The sequence below is a fragment of the Aeromicrobium sp. UC242_57 genome, assembly GCF_044452305.1.
In the GTDB taxonomy this organism is placed as follows: Bacteria; Actinomycetota; Actinomycetes; order Propionibacteriales; family Nocardioidaceae; genus Aeromicrobium.
In genome coordinates this window covers 193,084-210,941 of record NZ_JBIOAM010000002.1, presented here as the reverse complement: position 1 = coordinate 210,941, position 17,858 = coordinate 193,084, and the positions used below count along the sequence as shown (strand labels likewise).

Annotated in this window: 22 protein-coding genes and 7 pseudogenes; 24 read left to right on the top strand and 5 right to left on the bottom strand. The window is 69.4% G+C overall.

The annotated features are described in order from the left end of the window. The first annotated feature begins 5 nt into the window (after positions 1 to 5). The 5 genes and pseudogenes from ACHMWU_RS05830 to ACHMWU_RS05810 all read left to right on the top strand — a co-directional run bounded on the left by ACHMWU_RS05830 (position 6) and on the right by ACHMWU_RS05810 (position 4,231). Positions 6 to 1,202: a DUF6350 family protein gene (locus tag ACHMWU_RS05830; protein ID WP_396042073.1), complete on the top strand. Its 1,197-nt coding sequence runs from the start codon at positions 6 to 8 to the stop codon at positions 1,200 to 1,202. Beyond that, positions 1,111 to 1,751, top strand: a pseudogene (gene purN / locus ACHMWU_RS05825) (phosphoribosylglycinamide formyltransferase). Before ACHMWU_RS05830 ends, purN begins: the two are co-directional and overlap by 92 nt. Before the next feature lie 17 nt (positions 1,752 to 1,768). Beyond that, positions 1,769 to 3,333 (top strand): annotated as a pseudogene (purH, locus tag ACHMWU_RS05820) (bifunctional phosphoribosylaminoimidazolecarboxamide formyltransferase/IMP cyclohydrolase). Then, positions 3,333 to 4,094 (top strand): DMT family transporter, encoded by a 762-nt coding sequence (locus ACHMWU_RS05815; protein WP_396042072.1) that lies wholly within the window; start codon positions 3,333 to 3,335, stop codon positions 4,092 to 4,094. The pseudogene purH and the gene ACHMWU_RS05815 overlap by 1 nt, the downstream one beginning before the upstream one ends. Next, the gene (locus ACHMWU_RS05810; protein WP_396042071.1) at positions 3,995 to 4,231 is read left to right on the top strand and encodes an EamA family transporter; all 237 of its coding nucleotides are present in this window, start codon (positions 3,995 to 3,997) and stop codon (positions 4,229 to 4,231) included. Before ACHMWU_RS05815 ends, ACHMWU_RS05810 begins: the two co-directional genes overlap by 100 nt. Before the next feature lie 3 nt (positions 4,232 to 4,234). Here ACHMWU_RS05810 and ACHMWU_RS05805 read toward each other — a convergent pair whose 3' ends face one another. Continuing rightward, entirely contained in the window at positions 4,235 to 4,669 is a 435-nt protein-coding gene (locus ACHMWU_RS05805) for a hypothetical protein (RefSeq protein WP_396042070.1), read from the bottom strand. Between the two features lie 28 nt (positions 4,670 to 4,697). Continuing rightward, positions 4,698 to 4,880 (bottom strand): annotated as a pseudogene (locus ACHMWU_RS05800) (TetR/AcrR family transcriptional regulator); the annotation flags it as partial. Between the two features lie 137 nt (positions 4,881 to 5,017). On the opposite strand from ACHMWU_RS05800, the pseudogene ACHMWU_RS05795 reads away from it, so the two are divergent. Together ACHMWU_RS05795 and ACHMWU_RS05790 are read left to right on the top strand one after the other, a co-directional pair. Then, a pseudogene (locus ACHMWU_RS05795) lies at positions 5,018 to 5,867 on the top strand (bifunctional methylenetetrahydrofolate dehydrogenase/methenyltetrahydrofolate cyclohydrolase). Next, positions 5,864 to 6,115 (top strand): DUF3017 domain-containing protein, encoded by a 252-nt coding sequence (locus tag ACHMWU_RS05790; protein ID WP_396042069.1) that lies wholly within the window; start codon positions 5,864 to 5,866, stop codon positions 6,113 to 6,115. Before ACHMWU_RS05795 ends, ACHMWU_RS05790 begins: the two are co-directional and overlap by 4 nt. Positions 6,116 to 6,263: 148 nt before the next feature. On the opposite strand, the pseudogene ACHMWU_RS05785 reads toward ACHMWU_RS05790, so the two are convergent. Together ACHMWU_RS05785 and aqpZ are read right to left on the bottom strand one after the other, a co-directional pair. Further along, a pseudogene (locus ACHMWU_RS05785) lies at positions 6,264 to 7,253 on the bottom strand (malate dehydrogenase). A 148-nt stretch (positions 7,254 to 7,401) separates the two neighbouring features. Then, positions 7,402 to 8,103 (bottom strand): aquaporin Z, encoded by a 702-nt coding sequence (aqpZ, locus tag ACHMWU_RS05780; protein ID WP_396042068.1) that lies wholly within the window; start codon positions 8,101 to 8,103, stop codon positions 7,402 to 7,404. Between the two features lie 141 nt (positions 8,104 to 8,244). Here aqpZ and ACHMWU_RS05775 point away from each other — a divergent pair, with 141 nt between their 5' ends. From ACHMWU_RS05775 to ACHMWU_RS05725, 11 genes and pseudogenes are all read left to right on the top strand, one after another. Then, positions 8,245 to 8,535, top strand: a complete 291-nt coding sequence (locus tag ACHMWU_RS05775; RefSeq protein WP_396042067.1) for an NADP-dependent isocitrate dehydrogenase — start codon at positions 8,245 to 8,247, stop codon at positions 8,533 to 8,535. Further along, positions 8,423 to 8,821, top strand: a pseudogene (locus ACHMWU_RS05770) (NADP-dependent isocitrate dehydrogenase); the annotation flags it as partial. The gene ACHMWU_RS05775 and the pseudogene ACHMWU_RS05770, both read left to right, overlap by 113 nt. Positions 8,822 to 8,885: 64 nt before the next feature. Continuing rightward, positions 8,886 to 10,400, top strand: coding sequence for an NADP-dependent isocitrate dehydrogenase (locus ACHMWU_RS05765; RefSeq protein WP_396042066.1), 1,515 nt, complete (start codon positions 8,886 to 8,888; stop codon positions 10,398 to 10,400). Then, positions 10,364 to 10,456: a hypothetical protein gene (locus ACHMWU_RS05760; RefSeq protein WP_396042972.1), complete on the top strand. Its 93-nt coding sequence runs from the start codon at positions 10,364 to 10,366 to the stop codon at positions 10,454 to 10,456. Before ACHMWU_RS05765 ends, ACHMWU_RS05760 begins: the two co-directional genes overlap by 37 nt. Positions 10,457 to 10,521: 65 nt before the next feature. Beyond that, positions 10,522 to 10,968, top strand: coding sequence for a hypothetical protein (locus ACHMWU_RS05755; protein ID WP_396042065.1), 447 nt, complete (start codon positions 10,522 to 10,524; stop codon positions 10,966 to 10,968). A gap of 93 nt (positions 10,969 to 11,061) precedes the next feature. Next, positions 11,062 to 11,358 carry an RCC1-like domain-containing protein gene (locus tag ACHMWU_RS05750; protein ID WP_396042064.1) on the top strand — a complete coding sequence of 99 codons (297 nt, stop codon included), beginning with the start codon at positions 11,062 to 11,064 and terminating at the stop codon, positions 11,356 to 11,358. 14 nt (positions 11,359 to 11,372) lie between these two features. Then, positions 11,373 to 11,630: a hypothetical protein gene (locus ACHMWU_RS05745; RefSeq protein ID WP_396042063.1), complete on the top strand. Its 258-nt coding sequence runs from the start codon at positions 11,373 to 11,375 to the stop codon at positions 11,628 to 11,630. A gap of 76 nt (positions 11,631 to 11,706) precedes the next feature. After that, complete coding sequence (locus ACHMWU_RS05740; RefSeq protein ID WP_396042062.1) at positions 11,707 to 12,456, top strand: hypothetical protein; 750 nt, start codon at positions 11,707 to 11,709, stop codon at positions 12,454 to 12,456. 172 nt (positions 12,457 to 12,628) lie between these two features. Then, positions 12,629 to 13,144 (top strand): annotated as a pseudogene (locus ACHMWU_RS05735) (MFS transporter); the annotation flags it as partial. 20 nt (positions 13,145 to 13,164) lie between these two features. Further along, positions 13,165 to 13,503 (top strand): hypothetical protein, encoded by a 339-nt coding sequence (locus tag ACHMWU_RS05730; RefSeq protein ID WP_396043067.1) that lies wholly within the window; start codon positions 13,165 to 13,167, stop codon positions 13,501 to 13,503. Continuing rightward, the gene (locus ACHMWU_RS05725) at positions 13,446 to 13,742 is read left to right on the top strand and encodes a hypothetical protein (RefSeq protein WP_396043065.1); all 297 of its coding nucleotides are present in this window, start codon (positions 13,446 to 13,448) and stop codon (positions 13,740 to 13,742) included. The genes ACHMWU_RS05730 and ACHMWU_RS05725 overlap by 58 nt, the downstream gene beginning before the upstream one ends. Before the next feature lie 184 nt (positions 13,743 to 13,926). Here ACHMWU_RS05725 and ACHMWU_RS05720 read toward each other — a convergent pair whose 3' ends face one another. Beyond that, positions 13,927 to 14,067 (bottom strand): hypothetical protein, encoded by a 141-nt coding sequence (locus tag ACHMWU_RS05720; RefSeq protein WP_396042060.1) that lies wholly within the window; start codon positions 14,065 to 14,067, stop codon positions 13,927 to 13,929. 767 nt (positions 14,068 to 14,834) lie between these two features. Between ACHMWU_RS05720 and ACHMWU_RS05715 the strand changes: the two genes are divergently transcribed. From ACHMWU_RS05715 to ACHMWU_RS05690, 6 genes are read left to right on the top strand one after another with little or no spacing between them, the layout of a single operon-like run. Further along, positions 14,835 to 15,380: a calcium-binding protein gene (locus tag ACHMWU_RS05715; RefSeq protein WP_396042059.1), complete on the top strand. Its 546-nt coding sequence runs from the start codon at positions 14,835 to 14,837 to the stop codon at positions 15,378 to 15,380. Continuing rightward, complete coding sequence (locus tag ACHMWU_RS05710) at positions 15,331 to 15,600, top strand: hypothetical protein (protein WP_396042970.1); 270 nt, start codon at positions 15,331 to 15,333, stop codon at positions 15,598 to 15,600. Before ACHMWU_RS05715 ends, ACHMWU_RS05710 begins: the two co-directional genes overlap by 50 nt. After that, positions 15,504 to 15,848 (top strand): calcium-binding protein, encoded by a 345-nt coding sequence (locus ACHMWU_RS05705; protein WP_396042968.1) that lies wholly within the window; start codon positions 15,504 to 15,506, stop codon positions 15,846 to 15,848. The genes ACHMWU_RS05710 and ACHMWU_RS05705 overlap by 97 nt, the downstream gene beginning before the upstream one ends. A 58-nt stretch (positions 15,849 to 15,906) precedes the next feature. Then, entirely contained in the window at positions 15,907 to 17,274 is a 1,368-nt protein-coding gene (locus ACHMWU_RS05700; RefSeq protein WP_396042058.1) for a hypothetical protein, read from the top strand. Continuing rightward, positions 17,253 to 17,498: a hypothetical protein gene (locus ACHMWU_RS05695; RefSeq protein WP_396042057.1), complete on the top strand. Its 246-nt coding sequence runs from the start codon at positions 17,253 to 17,255 to the stop codon at positions 17,496 to 17,498. Before ACHMWU_RS05700 ends, ACHMWU_RS05695 begins: the two co-directional genes overlap by 22 nt. Further along, the gene (locus ACHMWU_RS05690; RefSeq protein ID WP_396042056.1) at positions 17,447 to 17,830 is read left to right on the top strand and encodes a hypothetical protein; all 384 of its coding nucleotides are present in this window, start codon (positions 17,447 to 17,449) and stop codon (positions 17,828 to 17,830) included. Before ACHMWU_RS05695 ends, ACHMWU_RS05690 begins: the two co-directional genes overlap by 52 nt. Positions 17,831 to 17,858: the final 28 nt, after the last annotated feature.

The following is a 17,858-nucleotide window of genomic DNA, read 5'->3' as shown; positions in this document are numbered from 1 at the left end:
AAGCAGTGCCTGCGCCCGCCGAATCCTCCTACCTGCGTGCGGCGTTCCTCACCGCGCTGGTGGCCGCCTTGATCTCCTGGGCCGTCGCGGCGCTGTTCGTCCTGCTGGCGCAGGGCGGGATCGGCGCCTCACTGATCTCCACCGTCCGCGTCAGCGTCCGCACGTGGCTGGTCGCGATGGGCGGCGGCATCGACTCAGGCACCGTGGTCTTCGAGCTGGTCCCGTTGGGCGCGACGCTGGTCTGCATCGCGCTGGTCGCCCGATCCGCCCGCTGGATCGTGGTCGAGCCGCAGGAAGACCTGGCCGCCTTCGCAGCCTCGACTGCCGGCGCGTACGGCATCTTCGCCGCCATCGCGTCGGCTCTGACCAACTCCGGCGATGTGGAGGGGTCCGCCGTCCGGGCTGCCTGCGCAGGCTTCGTCGTCGGCGGCCTGGGTGCGGCGTGGGGCAGTGTGATGCGTCACGGTGACGCCGAGCGCTGGTGGTTCACGACCCCCGAGAACGTCCGTGCGACGATCCGTGCGGCGCTGCCGGGCGTCGTGGCTGTGCTGCTGGCGGCGACCGTCGTCGTGGCGGTGCTCCTGATCGCGTCGATGACGCAGGCCGGTGACCTGTGGGCCGCTCTCGACCCCGGAGCCGGTGGCGGCGTTGCGCTCGGAGTCGGCTCGCTGCTGGCCGTTCCGACCGTCATCCTGTGGACCGTGTCGGCCTTGATCGGCCCCGGCTTCGCGCTCGGCACCGACACCTCGGTCGACCTCACCGGCGCCCAGCTCGGGCAGGTGCCGGGCTTCCCGCTGTTCGCGGCCCTGCCGACACCCGGTGAGTTTCCCGGCTGGGTCTTCGTCCTGGGCCTGGTGCCGGTGCTCGCAGGCATGCTGTGCGGCTGGCGGCTGCGCACCCCCGACGACACCGGCGTGGGCCTCCGGACCGTGATGGGCGCTGCAGCCGGCGCGCTCGCAGGTCTCGTGCTGGGTGTCCTGGTCGCTCTGTCGCACGGTGCGATCGGTCCGGGACGGATGGCAGATGTCGGACCCCCGCTGCTGACGCCGCTGCTGGTCGCGACCGGCAGCATGGCGGTAGGCGGCGCATTCGGCGCGGCGCTCGCCCACTATCGTGGGGGGCGTGCCTCCCGCCCCTCGGACACCAGCGCGCCTGGTCGTTCTCGTCTCAGGAAGTGGCACCAATCTCCAAGCGTTGATTGATGCCGCAGCCGACGCCGAGTACGGCGCCAGATCGTGGCGGTCGGAGCCGACCGCCACGGCATCGAAGGTCTGGCCAGGGCCGAGCGCCACGGCATCGCGACGTTCGTGCTGTCGACCAAGGACTTCGACGACCGGGCAGCCTGGGACGAGGCGCTCGGTGAGACCGTGGCGGCGTACGAGCCCGATCTCGTGGTCCTCGCGGGCTTCATGAAGCTCACCGGACCGGCGTTCTTGTCGCGGTTCGGCGGGCGCACGCTCAACACGCATCCTGCGCTGTCGCCGTCATTCCCTGGCATGCACGGTCCGCGCGATGCGCTGGCCTACGGCGTCAAGATCACGGGAGCCACCCTGTTCGTGGTCGACGAAGGCGTCGACACCGGTCCGATCGTCGCGCAGGTCGCGGTCCCGGTCCTGGCCGACGACGACGAGAGCACCTTGCACGAACGGATCAAGACCAGCGAGCGCGCCATGCTGGTCGAATGGGTCGGCACCCTGGCGCGCAACGACTTCCACCTCGACGACCGGGCCGTGCGGCTCGCAGGAGACTAGACATGACAGACGGCAACCTGACAGACGTGCGCCCCCTCAAGCGGGCCCTCATCTCGGTCTACGACAAGACCGGCCTCGAAGGCTCGCCCGTGACCTGCACGCTGCTGGCGTGTCGATCGTGTCGACCGGATCGACCGCCAAGACGATCGAGGCTGCCGGCGTCCCGGTGACCCCGGTCGAGGCGCTCACCGGATTCCCCGAGTGCCTCGACGGCCGGGTCAAGACGCTGCACCCGCGCGTCCACGCCGGCATCCTGGCTGATCTGCGTCTCGACTCGCACGTCGCACAGCTCGCCGAGCTCGACGTCGAGCCCTTCGACTTGGTCATCGTGAACCTCTACCCGTTCAAGGCCACGGTGTCCTCGGGAGCGACGCCCGACGAGTGCGTCGAGCAGATCGACATCGGTGGACCGTCCATGGTCCGGGCAGCGGCCAAGAACCACCCGAGCGTGTCGGTCGTCGTGTCGCCCGGTGCGTACGACGCAGTTCGTGGGGCGCTGGCGTCCGGTGGCTTCACCCTCGACCAGCGCAAGCGTCTAGCCGCGCAGGCCTTCGCGCACACCGCTGCCTACGACGTCACAGTCGCCTCGTGGTTCGCGAGCACCTATGTCGGCGCCACAGCGTTGCCCGAGGTTGGCGGCTGGCCCGAGTTCGCTGGTGAGACCTGGGACAAGTCGGCCGTGCTGCGCTACGGCGAGAACCCGCACCAGCAGGCCGCGCTCTACACCGACGGCACGGGTGGACTCGCCGAGGCCGAGCAGCTGCACGGCAAGGAGATGTCGTACAACGACTACGTCGACACCGATGCCGCCCGTCGCGCTGCCTACGACTTCGAGCTGCCGGCCGTTGCGATCATCAAGCACGCCAACCCGTGCGGCATCGCGGTCGGTGCCGATGTCGCCGAGGCCCATGCGCGTGCGCACGCCTGCGATCCCGTCTCGGCCTTCGGCGGCGTCATCGCGACCAACCGCCCGGTCAGCGTCGCGATGGCCCAGCAGGTCGCCGAGGTCTTCACCGAGGTCATCGTGGCGCCCGGCTACGAGGCCGGTGCCGTCGAGGTGCTGCAGGGCAAGAAGAACATCCGCATCCTCCAGTGCGCCGACGGCACCGACGCCCCGGCCGAGTTCCGCCAGATCAGCGGCGGCGTCCTGGTGCAGATACGCGATCACGTCGACGCCGAGGGCGATGCGCCGTCCACCTGGACGCTGGTCGCCGGTGAGCCCGCCGACGACGCGACCCTCGCCGACCTCGAGTTCGCCTGGACCGCGTGCCGCGCGGTGAAGTCCAATGCCATCCTGCTGGCCAAGGACGGCGCCTCGGTGGGTGTCGGCATGGGTCAGGTCAACCGGGTCGACTCGTGCAAGCTGGCAGTCGAGCGGGCCGGTGACGAGCGGGCCACCGGCTCGGTTGCCGCCTCCGACGCCTTCTTCCCGTTCGCCGACGGGCTCCAGGTGCTGCTCGACGCCGGGGTCAAGGCCGTCGTGCAGCCGGGTGGCTCGGTGCGTGACGACGAGTCGATCGCCGCTGCGAACGCGGCTGGCGTGACGATGTACGTCACAGGCACCCGGCACTTCTTCCACTGATGTCCGCACGGCTGACAGGGGCGCTGCTGATCGCCCTGTCAGCCGTGGCCTTCGGGTCGATGGCGATCTTCGGCGTCTGGGCGCACGAGGACGGCATCGACACGCCCGCGCTGATCTTCGTCCGGTTTGCTCTCGCCTCGGTCGTGCTGGTCGCGGTCATCGCAGGTACGAGGCATCCGGTGGCCCAGCCGTCGGCAGTGTCTTCCGTCGCGGCGATGGGCGGCATCGGGTACGTCGGGCAGTCGTACTGCTACTTCTTGGCGCTCGAGCACGCCCAGGCGAGCCTCGTCGCCCTGCTGCTGTACCTGTTCCCGGCGTTCGTCGCGGTCCTCGCCGCGGTCTTCCTGCGTGAGCGGATCGGGCTGGTCACGGCGCTGGCACTGGCGCTCGCACTGATCGGGACGGCTCTCGTCGTCGGCGGGGGGATCGGGCCGCCCGCTGGGCTACCTGCTGGCGATCGGCGCCGCGATCATCTACTCGGTCTACATCACGGTCGGCTCGGTCGTCACCGCCGATCTCGACGTCATCGCGGTGTCGACGATCGTGTGCGTCTCGGCCGCGGTCGCCAGCGGGGTGATCGTGGCCGGGCTGGCGGCGATCGGTCGTCCGTCGTCCTTCCCGGACTCGGTCAGCGGCTGGTCGAAACCTCGTCGCGATCGCGGTGCTGTGCACGGCCGTCGCGATCATCGCGTTCTTCGGCGGGCTCCCGTTGCTGGGTCCGACGTCGACGTCGGTGCTCTCGACGTTGGAGCCAGTCGTGACGGTTGGGATGGCGACCTGGCTTCTGGCGGAGTCGTTCACGGGCGTGCAGGCGATCGGCGGCGCCCTGGTGCTGGTCGCCGTGACGTGGCTGGCGATGACGCAGCGCGAAGCCGCGGAGCGGGCCACTCCCGTCTAGACGTCAGCGGCCAGAACGCAGCGCCCCGAGCGCTTCGTCGACCCCGTGGGATCCGAGCGCATGCGCGGCGATAGCTGCCCGGATCGCCGTGGCCAAGATGCGAGCCTCGTCGGTCTCGGAGTACAGCGTCGACTGCCGCCGTACCGCCGTACCGATGATCAGCGCGACGATCGAGGCCGCCAGCATCTGTGCCTCGGCCACTCCGACCCGAGACAGCAGCGAGGAGGCGAGCGACTCGAGGGCTTGGAGTGCGCGCGACGACACGTCTCGCAGGCTCGGCTCGCGCGCCGCTGCGAGAAAGATCGACAGCTCAAGCGCCGCGACCTCGGGCCCGCGGGTCGCGAACAGTGCGCCGATGAACTCGGCGGCGTCGTCGAGGCCCACGTCGATCTCGAGGTCGACGGCGGTGAAGGCCTCGAGCTCGGCCGTCCACGACACGATGTGACCGCTGAGGAGCTGCTCGGATCAGCTCGTCGATCGACTCGAAGTAGTAGGTCGTCGTGGCTGAGGGGAGTCCGGCGCGGGCGGCGACGGCCCGGTGGGTGATAGCGCGCGAGCCGCCCTCGGCGAACAGGTCGATCGCGGCATCGAGCAGGGCCTCGCGGCGGGCCCGGCTGCGTTCCTGGGACAGTTGTGCGCGCTCGACCATGGACCCTCCCTCACCGCTTCTGACGTTCGGACAGCTTCCCTCGTGCCCAGGGATGTGGAGGAAGTCTATGCGCCAACCCGCCGTCACCATGGCCGCCCGACGAATCTGCTCTGTTGAGACGTGAAAGACTCGTCCCCGTGACTGCGCAGATTCTGGATGGCAAGGCGGCTGCGGCCGCGATCAAGGGCGAGCTTCGCGTGCGCGTGACGGCGTTGCGCGAGAAGGGCGTCGTGCCGGGGCTCGGCACGATCCTGGTCGGCAACGACCCGGGATCCCAGTGGTATGTCGCAGGCAAGCACCGCGACTGCGCCGAGGTCGGCATCGAGTCGATCCGCATCGATCTGCCCGAGAGCGCGTCGCAGGCCGACGTCGAAGCCGCGATCGATCAGCTCAACGCCGATCCGACGTGCACGGGCTACATCCTGCAGCTGCCGCTGCCCAAGGGGCTCGACGAGAATGCGGCGATCGGCCGCATCGACCCGGCCAAGGACGCCGACGGCCTGCACCCGACCAACCTGGGCTGGCTCGTGCTGGGCAAGGAAGCTCCGTTGCCGTGCACGCCGCGCGGATCATCGAGCTGTTGCGTCGCCATGACGTCCCGATCGCAGGGCAGCACGTCGTCGTCGTCGGTCGCGGCATCACCGTCGGACGTCCGATCGGCTTGCTGCTGACCCGTCGCAGCGAGATGCGACGGTCGCGTTGTGCCACACCGGCACGACCGATCTGGCCGCCGAGGTGCGACGAGCCGACATCGTGATCGCGGCCGCTGGCGTCCCGGGCATCATCACCGCCGACATGGTCAAGCCGGGAGCCGCGCTGCTCGACGTGGGGGTCAGCCGGGACGAGAACGGCATCGTGGGCGACGTCAGCCCCGGCGCGGTCGAGGTGGCCGGGTGGGTCTCGCCGAATCCCGGTGGTGTGGGTCCGATGACCCGCGCCCTGCTGCTGGCCAATGTCGTCGACACCGCGGAGCGACTGAGCCAGTGAGAGGTCCCCGCAGCCGTGGCTCGCAGCTGTACCTGCTGCAGCTGCTGACGGTCGCCGTCGGCCTGGTGCTGGTCGCGGTCGGGCTGTGGCGCACGGGGATCATCGCGATCGGCGTGGCCTTCATGGTGGGCGCCGTGGCTCGGTCGGTCGTGCCGATCGACCACACCGGGATGCTGCGGGTGCGGGGCAGATGTTCGACATCACCTGGATGTCGATCCTCGGCGTCGCGCTGGTCGTCCTCGCCCTGATCATCCCCACCCAACCCCACTAACCCCCCCCAACCGCGCTGAGGAGGGGGTTGTCGCCCTCTCGCGAGGTGGTTGTCGTCCTGCAGCAGGACGACAACCACCTCCCCGAAGGGCCACGACCACCTCCTCAGCGGTGGGGTGGGGTGGGTTAGATGAGGCCGAGGTCCTTGACGGCGGCTCGTTCTTCTTCGAGCTCCTTTGGCCGTGGCGTCCATCTTCTGGCGGCTGAAGTCGTCGATCTCGAGACCCTGGACGATCTCCCAGTCACCGTTGCTCGTCGTGACGGGGAAGGAGTAGATCAGGCCCTCCGGGACGCCGTACGAGCCGTCGGAGCGCACCGCCATCGAGGCCCAGTCGCCCTCGGGGGTGCCGGTCAGCCAATCACGGGCTGCGTCGATCGTCGCCGAGGCAGCCGAAGCGGCCGACGAGGAACCGCGCGCGTCGATGATCGCCGCACCACGCTTGGCCACCGTCGGGATGAACGTGTTCTCGATCCAGTCCTGGTCGTTGACCGACTCGGGCGGCGTTCTTGCCGGCGATCTCGGCGTGGAAGATGTCGGGGTACTGCGTGGCGGAGTGATTGCCCCAGATCGTCATCTTCTTGATGTCGGTGACGGACGCGCCAGTCTTGGCAGCGAGCTGCGAGATGGCCCGGTTGTGATCGAGCCGGGTCAGGGCGCTGAACCGGTCGGCCGGGATGTCGGGGGCGTTGCTCATCGCGATGAGGGCGTTGGTGTTGGCGGGGTTGCCGGTCACGCCGATGCGCACGTCGTCGGCGGCCACGGCGTTCAGAGCCTTGCCCTGGGCGGTGAAGATCGCGCCATTGGCCGACAGCAGGTCACCGCGCTCCATGCCCGGTCCGCGCGGACGAGCGCCGACCAGCAGGGCGAGGTTGACGCCGTCGAAGATCACTTCGGGGTCGTCACCGATCTCGACACCGGCCAAGGTCGGGAACGCGCAGTCATCGAGCTCCATCACGACACCTTCGAGGGCCTTGAGCGCCGGTGTGATCTCGAGCAGCCGGCTGGATCGGAGTGTCCGGTCCGAGCAGTGAGCCGCTGGCAAGACGGAAGAGGAGGCTGTAACCGATTTGGCCTGCGGCGCCGGTGACGGCGACCTTGACGGGTGTTGTGCTCACGAGTCGTGCTCCTTGGGAGGTGTCGAGGTGTGACCTACATTTCGAAACTAGCGCAGTTGCACCTTTCTCCATAGTGGGGGCAACCCGGTGATCGGGCCCGTCTGGGCATCGGCTATGGGCCGAGCCGCGGCCCGATCACCAGGAGTCCTCAGTCGTCGTCCTCGCCGACGATCAGGGCGTGCGTGACACCTGCAATCGCAGCACCGATGATCGGGGCCAGGATGAACACCCACAGCTGCTGGATGGCATCTCCTCCGGCGAACAGGGCCGGGCCGATCGAGCGTGCGGGGTTGACCGAGGTGCCGTCGACCGGGATGGAGATGAGGTGGATCAGCGTCAGGCCGAGGCCGATCGACAGTCCGGCGAAGCCGACGGCCGCGCGCTTGGCGGTCGCCCCGAAGATGATGTAGAGGAAGAAGGCGGTCAGAACGATCTCGGTGACGATCACGGCGGCCAGGCTGTAACCACCGGGGGAGCGGTCGCCGAAGCCGTTGGTGCCGAAGCCGCTGGCCTTGGCGTCGAATCCGTCGGTACCCGACGCGATGACGTACAGCACGGCGGACGCGACGATCGCGCCGACGAGCTGGGCACCGAAGTAGCCAGGCACCTCTTTCCAGTCGAAGCGCTTGGCGGTGGCCAGGCCGACCGTGACGGCGGGATTGAAGTGTCCGCCGGAGATCGGGCCGAAGGCATAGGCCGCGGTCAGCACCGTGAGGCCGAAGGCCAGCGCGATGCCGACGAAGCCGACTTCGTCGCCGGCCAGGACAGCGGTACCGACACCGCCGAGGACCAGCCAGAACGTGCCCAGCGCCTCAGCGCCGAGCTTGTGGGCAGTAGTGGGAGTGGACATGGCTCCTCCTGAGATTGAGTCTTTGGCTGTCAGATTAGGGCGATTCTGGCTGCGAGCGGGGAGGCTGAAGGTTTCGCGACAGGTGAGATATCTTGATGTCAAACAATCTTTTGGCATCCGACTGGAGGAGTCACCGCACTCATGGCCAAGATCATCTACACCCACACCGACGAGGCGCCCGCGCTGGCGACCTACTCACTGCTCCCCGTGATCGAGGCGTACGCCTCGACCGCCGGCGTCGAGATCGAGACTCGCGACATCTCGCTGTCGGGGCGCATCATCGCCCTGTTCGGCGATCGTCTGACCCCCCGAGCAGCAGATCGGCGACGCCCTCGCCGAGCTCGGCGACCTGGCCAAGACGCCAGAAGCCAACATCATCAAGCTGCCCAACATCAGCGCGTCGATCCCGCAGCTCAAGGCCGCGATCGCTGAGCTGCAGGAGCAGGGCTACGCACTGCCCGACTACCCGGACGATCCGCAGACCGACGAGGACAAGGACGTCCGCGCCCGCTACGACAAGGTCAAGGGCAGCGCCGTCAACCCGGTCCTGCGCGAGGGCAACTCCGACCGTCGTGCCCCGCTCTCGGTCAAGAACTACGCACGCAAGCACCCGCACTCGATGGGCGCCTGGAGCAGCGACTCGAAGACCAACGTCGCCACGATGGGCGAGAACGACTTCCGCTCGAACGAGAAGTCCGTCGTGATCGACGCCGACACGACGATCTCGATCCAGCACGTCGCCGCCGACGGCACGACCACTGCGGCTCAAGCCCGCGTTCAACGTGCTGGCCGGCGAGATCGTCGACGGAACCGTCATGCGCGCCGCAGCGCTCGACGAGTTCTTGAAGGCTCAGGTCGCCCGCGCCAAGGACGAAGGTGTGCTGTTCTCAGTGCACCTGAAGGCCACCATGATGAAGGTCTCCGACCCGATCATCTTCGGCCACGTCGTCAAGGCGTTCTTCCCGGCCGTGTTCGAGCAGTACGGTGCCGACCTCGAGGCTGCGGGGCTCAGCGCCAGCAACGGCCTCGGCGGAATCCTCGCCGGTCTCGACAAACTGCCCAACGGCGCAGAGATCAAGGCGGCCTTCGACCAGGGCATCGCCGAGGGTCCCGCCCTCGCGATGGTCGACTCCGACAAGGGCATCACCAACCTGCACGTGCCGAGCGATGTCATCGTCGACGCCTCGATGCCGGCCATGATCCGCACGTCGGGCCACATGTGGGGCCCGGACGGCAACGAGGCCGACACGCTGGCCGTGATCCCCGACAGCTCGTACGCCGGGATCTACCAGACCGTCATCGATGACTGCCGCGCCAACGGTGCGTACGATCCGACCACGATGGGCTCGGTGCCGAACGTCGGCCTGATGGCTCAGGCGGCCGAGGAGTACGGCAGCCACGACAAGACGTTCGAGATCGCTGCCGCCGGCACGGTCCAGGTCGTCGACGCGGCCGGCAACGTGCTGATCGAGCACGCCGTCGAGCCCGGTGACGTGTGGCGCGCCTGCCAGACCAAGGACGTCCCGATCCGCGACTGGGGTCAGCTCGCCGTGACCCGCGCTCGCGCGTCCAGCACGCCGGCGATCTTCTGGCTCGACGCCGATCGCGCGCACGACGCCAACCTGATCGCCAAGGTCAAGGCGTACCTGCCGGAGCACGACACCGACGGCCTGACGATCGAGATCATGGCCCCGGCCGCGGCGACGCAGTACTCGATCGACCGCATCCGCAAGGGTGAGGACACGATCTCGGTCACCGGCAACGTGCTCCGTGACTACAACACCGACCTGTTCCCGATCCTGGAGCTCGGCACGAGCGCCAAGATGCTGTCGATCGTCCCGCTGATCAACGGTGGCGGACTGTTCGAGACCGGCGCCGGCGGCTCGGCACCCAAGCACGTGCAGCAGCTCGTCAAGGAGAACTACCTGCGCTGGGACAGCCTCGGCGAGTTCCTGGCCCTGGCCTCGGCTTCGAGCACATGGCCGTCACGACGGGCAACGCTCGTGCGCAGATCCTTGCCGACACGCTCGACCGGGCGACCGGCACGTTCCTCGACGAGAACAAGTCGCCGGGCCGCAAGCTCGGCACGATCGACAACCGCGGAAGCCACTTCTACCTGGCGCTGTACTGGGCCGAGGCTGGCGACGCAGACCGAGGACGCCGAGCTGGCTGCGGCGTTCACGGCGGTCGCCGATGCGCTGTCGAGCAACGAGCAGAAGATCGTCGACGGCTCCTGGCCGTCCAGGGATCGCCGGCCGACATCGGCGGCTACTACCGTCCCGACGAGGAGAAGGTGAAGGGCGTCATGCGTCCGTCGTCGACGTTGCTCGAGGTGCTGGCAACGCTCGTCTGATTTCTCGCGTCACGAACTCTCGGTTGGGCGCTCTCGTAGGGGAGAGCCCAACCGAGAAGGCGTTTATGCGGACCCCTGCGACGATCGTTGTTCCCCTGACCCTGGCCCTCGCCTCGGTCGCGCTGGTGGGCGTTCCGGCCGCGGCCGGCCGCGTCGACGAGACGATCAAGCCGCGCGCACAGACCATCGCCGCTGGCGGTGCGCACACCGTGGTCATCGACGGGGCGGGTGAGGTGTGGGCGTCGGCTCGAAGCGGACGGCCAGCGGCCCCGGTCGGGACGGTCGGCGTTCTGCGACGGATCCCCGGCCTGCCAGCAGGCGTGACGGCCACGGCGGTCGACGCCGGACCTGACTTCACGGTCGTCCTCGGATCGGACGGAGCGGTGTACGGCGCAGGCGCCAACGACTTCGGCCCGCTGACCGGCTCCGGAGCGGCCGACGTCACGAACCTGCGTCCGCTCACCGGGGCTGCCAGGTGGCGTCAAGGCCACCGCCGTGGCGGCGGGTCGTGACTTCACGCTCGTGGTCGGCAGCGACGGACGGCGTACGGCACGGGCCGCAACGATCGCTCCCAGCTGACCGGGGCTGCGACCGGTCGGACCACGTTGGCCCCGCTCACGGGACTGCCCCCAGGAACCAAGGCGACCGGGGTCGATGCCGGTGCCGACTTCAGCGTCGTGCTCGACAAGACCGGCAAGGTGCATGGCGCGGGACGCAACACCGATCGTCAGCTGACCTTGGCGACCACGTCCGACGTGACGACGCTGACGCCGTTCGCCGCGATGCCCTCCGGCTACGTCGCGACGGCCGTTGCGGCGGGTGCGACGTCGATGTCCGTGCTGCTGAACGACGGCCGTATCGTCTCGACCGCGCCCGGTACAGCCCGGCCGATACCGGCCTGACCGGCTTCGTCGCCGTGGCCGCCGATCCGCAGGGCACGAGCACCCTCGCCGTCCGCACCGATGGCCGTGCCTACGGGATCGGTGCCAACGGCTCGTCGCAGCTGACTGGACCTCCGACGACGGTGTCGACGTACACCGCACTGTCCGAGCCGGCCGATCTCGACAAGGTCGTCGAGATCGCAGCGGGTGCGGCCACACGCTGGTCCGCGACGCTCGCGGAGTCGTCTACACGACCGGCAGCGCGGCACCGGGAGTCGCGGCGACGACGTTGACGCAGCTGCCGGAGCAAGGTTTTTCGGCCCCGACCGGCCGTCGTTCCTGACCGGCGCGACGGTCAGCGAAGGCGACGTGGTCTCGGCCAACTCGGCCACCTGGATCCCGTCCGACGTCGGTGCGTCGACGTTCCAGTGGGAGCGGGACGGCTCGCCGATCTCCGGCGCCACGTCCGCGACGTACACCGTGGTGCCTGCCGATCACGGCAGCGCGCTGACGGTGGTGGAGACCCGCTCGGCCGCAGGATTCGTCGCCGGGTCCAGGCGCAGCGAACCCGTCTCCGTGGCGGCGCCCACGCTTGCGGCCATCGCGCGGAGCCGTCGTCTCCGGCAGCGGCAAGGTCGGTGCGGTGCTGACCGCGAAGGACGCCGTCTTCGAGCCCCAGCAGGAGGACCTGAGCCGGGTCTGGTTGCGCAACGGGGTGGAGATCGCGGGCGCGACGGGCTCGACGTACCGCCTGACCGCAGCCGACGCAGGGCGCAGCATCTCGGTCCGCAACCGGGCGACCAAGCCCGGTGCGCTCGACGGTGTGTCGACCTCGTCCGCGCTGCGGGTCGCGATCCTCGCCACCGCGCGGCCGAGAATCTCTGGAACGGCGAAGGTCGGCAAGCGGCTCAAGGTGGCGTCGAAGGGATCGTGGCGCGGGCGCTGCGTCCTACACGTACCAGTGGTACGCGGGTCCGTGAGGATCCCAGGTGCGACGCGGACGAGCTCAAGGTCACCAAGAAGGACCGTCGCAAGCGGCTCAGCGTGCGGGTCTCGGCCCAACGCACAGGATTTGCGACCGTGACGGCGCGGAGCGCGAGCAGCCGGAAGGTCCGGTGACGGCGCGACGTGTGATCTGACGCACGCCGTGCGTCGGGCGTGGAATAGCCACCCTGTCCAGCCACTTATCCTCAAGTGTGACCGCCGTCGACGCCCCCATCCGCACCCGCCACGTGACGTGGGCGCTGATCGCGTTGGCGCTCGGCGGATCGCGATCGGCACGACCGAGTTCATGACGATGGGTCTGCTCGGGAGATCGCCGACGGCATCGGCCGCAGCAACGCCGAGACGGGCCACATCATCACGGCGTACGCCTTCGGTGTCGTCGTCGGTGCACCGATCATCGTGTCGCTGGGCGCCCGGCTGCCGAAGAAAGCTCGCGATCGGGCTGATCCTGGCGCTGGGTGTCGGCAATGCGATCACCGCCCTCGCAAGCGGCTACCTGCCCGTCATGCTGGCGCGGTTGATCTCCGGCCTGCCGCATGGAGCCTACTTCGGCGTCGCCTCCTTGCTCGCGGCCTCGATGGTCGCACCGGCGATGCGCGGCCGGGCGGTCAGCTCGGTCATGCTCGGCCTGTCCGTGGCCACCGTCGCCGGAGTTCCGGCCAGCACCCTCCTCGGGCAGGCGCTGGGATGGCGCAGCGCGTACTGGGCCGTGCTCGGCATCGCGATCTGCGCGGCGCTCATGATCTACGTGTTCGTGCCGCACTCGCCGGCGAACCTGGGGGCCTCGGTCCGCGGTGGCTGTCGGCGCTCAAGCGCCCGCAGGTGCTGTTCGCGGTCTCGGCAGGCATGGTCGGCTTCGGCGGCCTGTTCGCGATGTACAGCTACATCGCGCCGATCGTCACCAAGACGATGGACCGTCCCGAGTCGTGGATCGCGGTCTTCACGTTGGCGTTCGGCATCGGTTCGGTCGCCGGCTCGTGGGGCGCGGGAATCCTGGCCGACTGGAACGTCGAGCGCTCGGTGCTGTGGGGCTTCGTCGCGACGGCGCTGGTGCTCGTGGCGTTCTACTTCGCGGTCATGCAGCCGTGCCGGCCCTGCTGCTGGTGTTCGCAGTCGGTGCGCTCGGTTCGATCGTCGCGATCAACCTGCAGATCCGGCTGATGGATGCTGCTGGCGAGGCCCAGATGCTGGGCGCTGCGCTCAACCACTCGGCGCTCAACGTCGCGAACGGTCTCGGCGCGTTCTTCGGCTCGCTCATCATCTCGGCCGGCCACGGCTACCGGGCGACGGCCCTGGTGGGTGTCGTCCTGGCCGTGCTGGGCCTGATCGTCTTCGCGATCGGTCTGTGGGCCCAGGCCCGCTCCCCGCGAGCCGAGCAATTGAGTAGTCGTCACTCATGACGTGCGCGCACCACGCTCCTTAGTCTCCGACTAGCCGGCAGATCCAGGCCGGCAAGGGAGAAGGCGGAGAGCCATGTCGGTGCGGAGCCTGCTGATACGTGTGCTGAGTCCGATCGCGCTGGTCGTCACCACCTTGGTGGCGCTTCCAGCCTGGCGCTCAGGCGGCCGGTGATCCACCGCAGTTCTACGACGGGTCGATCCAGTACTCCGACGTCGTCGACTGCGGCTCGATCATCTGGGGCAGCCCGTACGTCTCCAAGGGCGTCGGTGCCTGGGTCGGTGCCCTCGCCGACCTCGACGAGTCGCCACCGCTGCCAGGGGTCAACCAGACGTTCTACGTCAGGGTCGTCGTCGGCGGGATCGGCAACGCCTGCTCGGGCACCGGATTCCGTCCGGGCTTCACCCTGCCGCCGGGATGACGCGCGACACCACCCAGCCCATCCAGTGCTACATCAACGGTGCGCAGACAACCAATCCGGCAGACTGCCCGCAGGGCGCCGGAGCCATCGCGTCGAACTACTTCGGCGCTGGCAGCTTCGCCTACATCTCGGGGCGCACCCAAGACGGCAACCTCTGGCCGGCAGCACCGGGCGCGACCTGGGAGTTCCGCTTCCCGGTGCGCTCCAGCACGTTGCAGAGCATGACGACGCTGCAAGGCCATGTCGCGGTGGCCGACGGGAACCAGAACCCGACGCTACGACCCAAGGTCGGTCTCAACGTCTTCCCGTCCAGCGGCAGCGGTGGTGGCGCCGATCCGGCAACCGGACAGTACGCCATCGTCTACGACCAGCCCTCGACGTTCGCGACCCCAAGCCACAACCCGGGCAGTGGTGCCTTCACCCGGCCTTCGGCTGGTCTCCGAGGGCAAGGTCTTCACGCAGTACCGCGCCGGGACGATCTACCTGCGGCGGGCATCGAGCGCAGCACGGCTCGGCAGCCCCGCGACGTCGAACGAGGAATCGTTCGCGGTCGACAGCAGCCAACCGGGGTGGAAGCTGCACCGACTGGGATGGCCTGCCAGGGTTCGCCAGCCTCGTCGGAGGGCAGACGTACTACTGGCGGCTGGGCTTCCGGCCCACCGGCGGTGCGCTGGTGTGGGGTGCGACCCAGTCCTTCCAGGCGCTGTCGCAGACGAGCTGTGACGGCAAGCCCGTCACAGTCTCGACGGCCCTCGGCCAGCTGCCGACCGAAGGCGACGACGTCATCCTCGGCACGACAGGCAACGACACGATCCAGGCGCTGGGCGGCAACGACACGATCTGCACCCTGGGCGGCAACGACACCGTCGACGGAGGCGCTGGCAATGACTGGGTCGATGCAGGCGCCGGCCACGACGTGATCGTGCCGCGCGACGGCAACGACGTCTCGATCGGCGGCAGCGGCATCGACACGATCAGCTACGTCGGTCACCCGGCTGGCGTGACGTTCGCGCTCGGCTTCGGGCTCGACCTGATGGCCCAGAACACCGGTGGTGCTGGTCACGACGCCGAGCACGGCGTCGAGAACCTCACCGGCACGAGCTTCGCCGACACCCTGCGCGGGTGGAACGGCCCCCAACCGTCTCGTCGGAGGGGTCGGCAACGACGTCCTGATCGGCAACGGGGGAGACGATCTGCTGATCCCCGGCCTGGGAAATGACACCGTCAACGGCGGGGGGCCACATGCGGGCAGGTCGCCCGGCAACGACACGATCTCGTACGTCGGTCTGCCGGCGTCGAAGGGAGTCCGGGTCGACCTGGCCGGACCAGCCCGCAGAACAGCATCGGATCGGGGGTCGAGACCATCTCGGGCGTCCGCAACATCATCGGCGGGGCCGGCGCCGACCGGTTGTACGGCACCAACGCAGCCGGTGTCGTGAGCGGCGGCGGTGGCAAGGATCTCCTGTACGGGCGGGGAGGTCACGACACGGTGCGCGGCGGGGCCGGCAACGACCGGCTGTACGGCGGTGCTGGCAACGACCGGCTGTACGGCGAGGCCGGTCGGGACCGCGTGCACGGCGAAGCTGGCAAGGACCGGCTCGACGGTGGAACCTCCCGGGACCGCTGCTACGGCGGCCCGTCGCGCGACCGGGCCACGAAGTGCGAGTACCGCCACCGCATCCCGTGAGGTGGGACATCCCCTGAGATCGCAGCCTCACCGGGCGGCGCGGCGGCATACTCAGGTCATGTCCCTGATCGGTCGCGCAGAGCAGAGTGCCCGGCTCCGTGCTGCGCTCGCCGATCCGGACATCTCCCTGGTGCTGGTGGTCGGCGAGGCCGGTGTCGGCAAGACGCACCTGCTGGCCGATGCGACCGCTGACCGCGCCGCCGTCCGGGCGTGGGGAGACGCAGCCATGTCGCACGTGCCGCTCGCGGCTCTGGCCCACCTGGTCGAACGGACGAGCGGAACCCTCGCCGAGCTCATCGCCCAGGCTGCGCAGGCCGTGCCGGTTGGCGGCGTGCTCATGATCGATGACATCGACCGGTGCGATGACCTGCTCCTTCGCCGTGGCGATGCAGCTGGTCCGGTCGAGGCGCTGCACCGTCGCTGCGACCGTCCGCTCCACGACGAGGCGCTCCCCGAACGGGTCGAGGCCGTGGCGCACGACCCGGGGACGGCCCTGATCCGGCTGCCGGCATTCAGTCGTGTCGAGACCGATGCCTTGGCGGCGGCGCTGCTGGGTGATGCGGTCGACGCGGCTCTCAGCGACGGCTTGTGGCGGCGCTCGGGCGGCAACGCGTTGTTCATCGGTCAGCTGATCGGCGAGGCCCGAGCCCTGGCAGCGATCCGGCACACCATGGCCGGGTGGGTCATGACTCGACCGCTCTCGGTGCCGACGCGGTTGCGGCAGATGCTGCTGGCCCGGCTGGAGTCCGTCGACGACGTGGCTGCGTCGGCCGCCCGGTTCCTCGCCGGCGTCGGTCGCATCGGGGCCGCCCAGATCGAGCGCGCCGGACACGCCGCGGGTGTCGACGCCCTGGTCGCGGCGGAGGTTGCTGCCTTCGACGGCGACGTCGCCCGGTTCGCTCACCCGCTGTACGCCGAGGTCATCTGGGAGGCCCTGACCGCGCTGCAACGTCGGGCGGTCCTGCGCGATCATGTGCGGCTCGAACGGGAGTCGGACGCACCTGACCTCGTCCGTCTCGCCGTGCTGGCGCTGGACGCCGGAGACGTGCCTGATCCAGATGGGCTGCTGGCTGCCGCCCGGCTCGCGAATGCCGGTGGTGCGGCCGAGCAGGCTCGACGTCTGGCACATGCCGCGATCGACGTCGGCGGCACGCGGCTGCTGGCCGAGGCCGCGACAGTTGCCGCTGGGGCCGAGGCAGAGCTGGGCCTCGCGGCTGAAGCGGTCGAGACGCTGACCTCGGCGCTGGCAGCCGTGGAGCCGGGGCCGAGCGCAGTGGTGCTGGCGATCACGCTGCACGAGGTCAACCTGTGGGCCCGGTTCGACCGAGCCAGTGCCGTCGAGGTGCTGCGAACCCAGGCGCGCCGGTATCCGCGGACACGCCGCTCGTCACCGCCGCGTTTACGGTGGCCGAGGCCGACGGGCTGATCTACAGCGGTCGTGCCGGTGAGGCCGTGCGCCTGCTCGACGGGCTGACCGGCCACCGTGAGCTGCCGTCGGCGGTCACATCGATGCTTGCGACGAGTCGCGCCCACGCCACGGCGTTGCTCGGGCGTACGGACGAGGCCATCACGATCGCGACGACAGCACACGGCAGGTCATGTCGGCGCTCGAGTCGAGCGTGCCGGGAGCGCGGAGCAAGCACCTGGTGATCGCGAGCCATGCGCTGCGCGAGCACGGACGGCTGGCCGATGCGGTCGATCATGCCGAACGGGCCCACACCCTCTCGCTGGCTCAGGGCGTCGTCATGGGGCGCGCCTGGGCGGCCCTCAATGCCGCTGCTGCCTGGTTGCAGGTGGGCGACCTGGCCACGGCGTCGCTGTGGGCCAGGCGGTCGTTGGCCGCTGCCTCGTCGGCCCGGATGGTCGACTGCGAACGTCTGGCGATCGGTGTGCTGTGCGTCGCCGCGGCCAGCCAGGGTGCGGCCGTCGAACCACAGTTCCGGGCCCGGCTCGACGACTGCCGGTCGGTGTCGGCTTCCTGATCGACCAGCTGCCGATCGCGCGGGGCTG

Excerpts from the sequence above, each read along its gene's own strand:
- aqpZ (WP_396042068.1), bottom strand. The coding sequence starts at position 8,103 with ATGTCCACTCCCACTACTGCCCACAAGCTCGGCGCTGAGGCGCTGGGC.
- ACHMWU_RS05700 (WP_396042058.1), top strand. The coding sequence starts at position 15,907 with ATGTCCCTGATCGGTCGCGCAGAGCAGAGTGCCCGGCTCCGTGCTGCG.
- ACHMWU_RS05775 (WP_396042067.1), top strand. The coding sequence starts at position 8,245 with ATGGCCAAGATCATCTACACCCACACCGACGAGGCGCCCGCGCTGGCG.
- ACHMWU_RS05690 (WP_396042056.1), top strand. The coding sequence starts at position 17,447 with ATGTCGGCGCTCGAGTCGAGCGTGCCGGGAGCGCGGAGCAAGCACCTG.
- ACHMWU_RS05815 (WP_396042072.1), top strand. The coding sequence starts at position 3,333 with ATGTCCGCACGGCTGACAGGGGCGCTGCTGATCGCCCTGTCAGCCGTG.
- ACHMWU_RS05755 (WP_396042065.1), top strand. The coding sequence starts at position 10,522 with ATGCGGACCCCTGCGACGATCGTTGTTCCCCTGACCCTGGCCCTCGCC.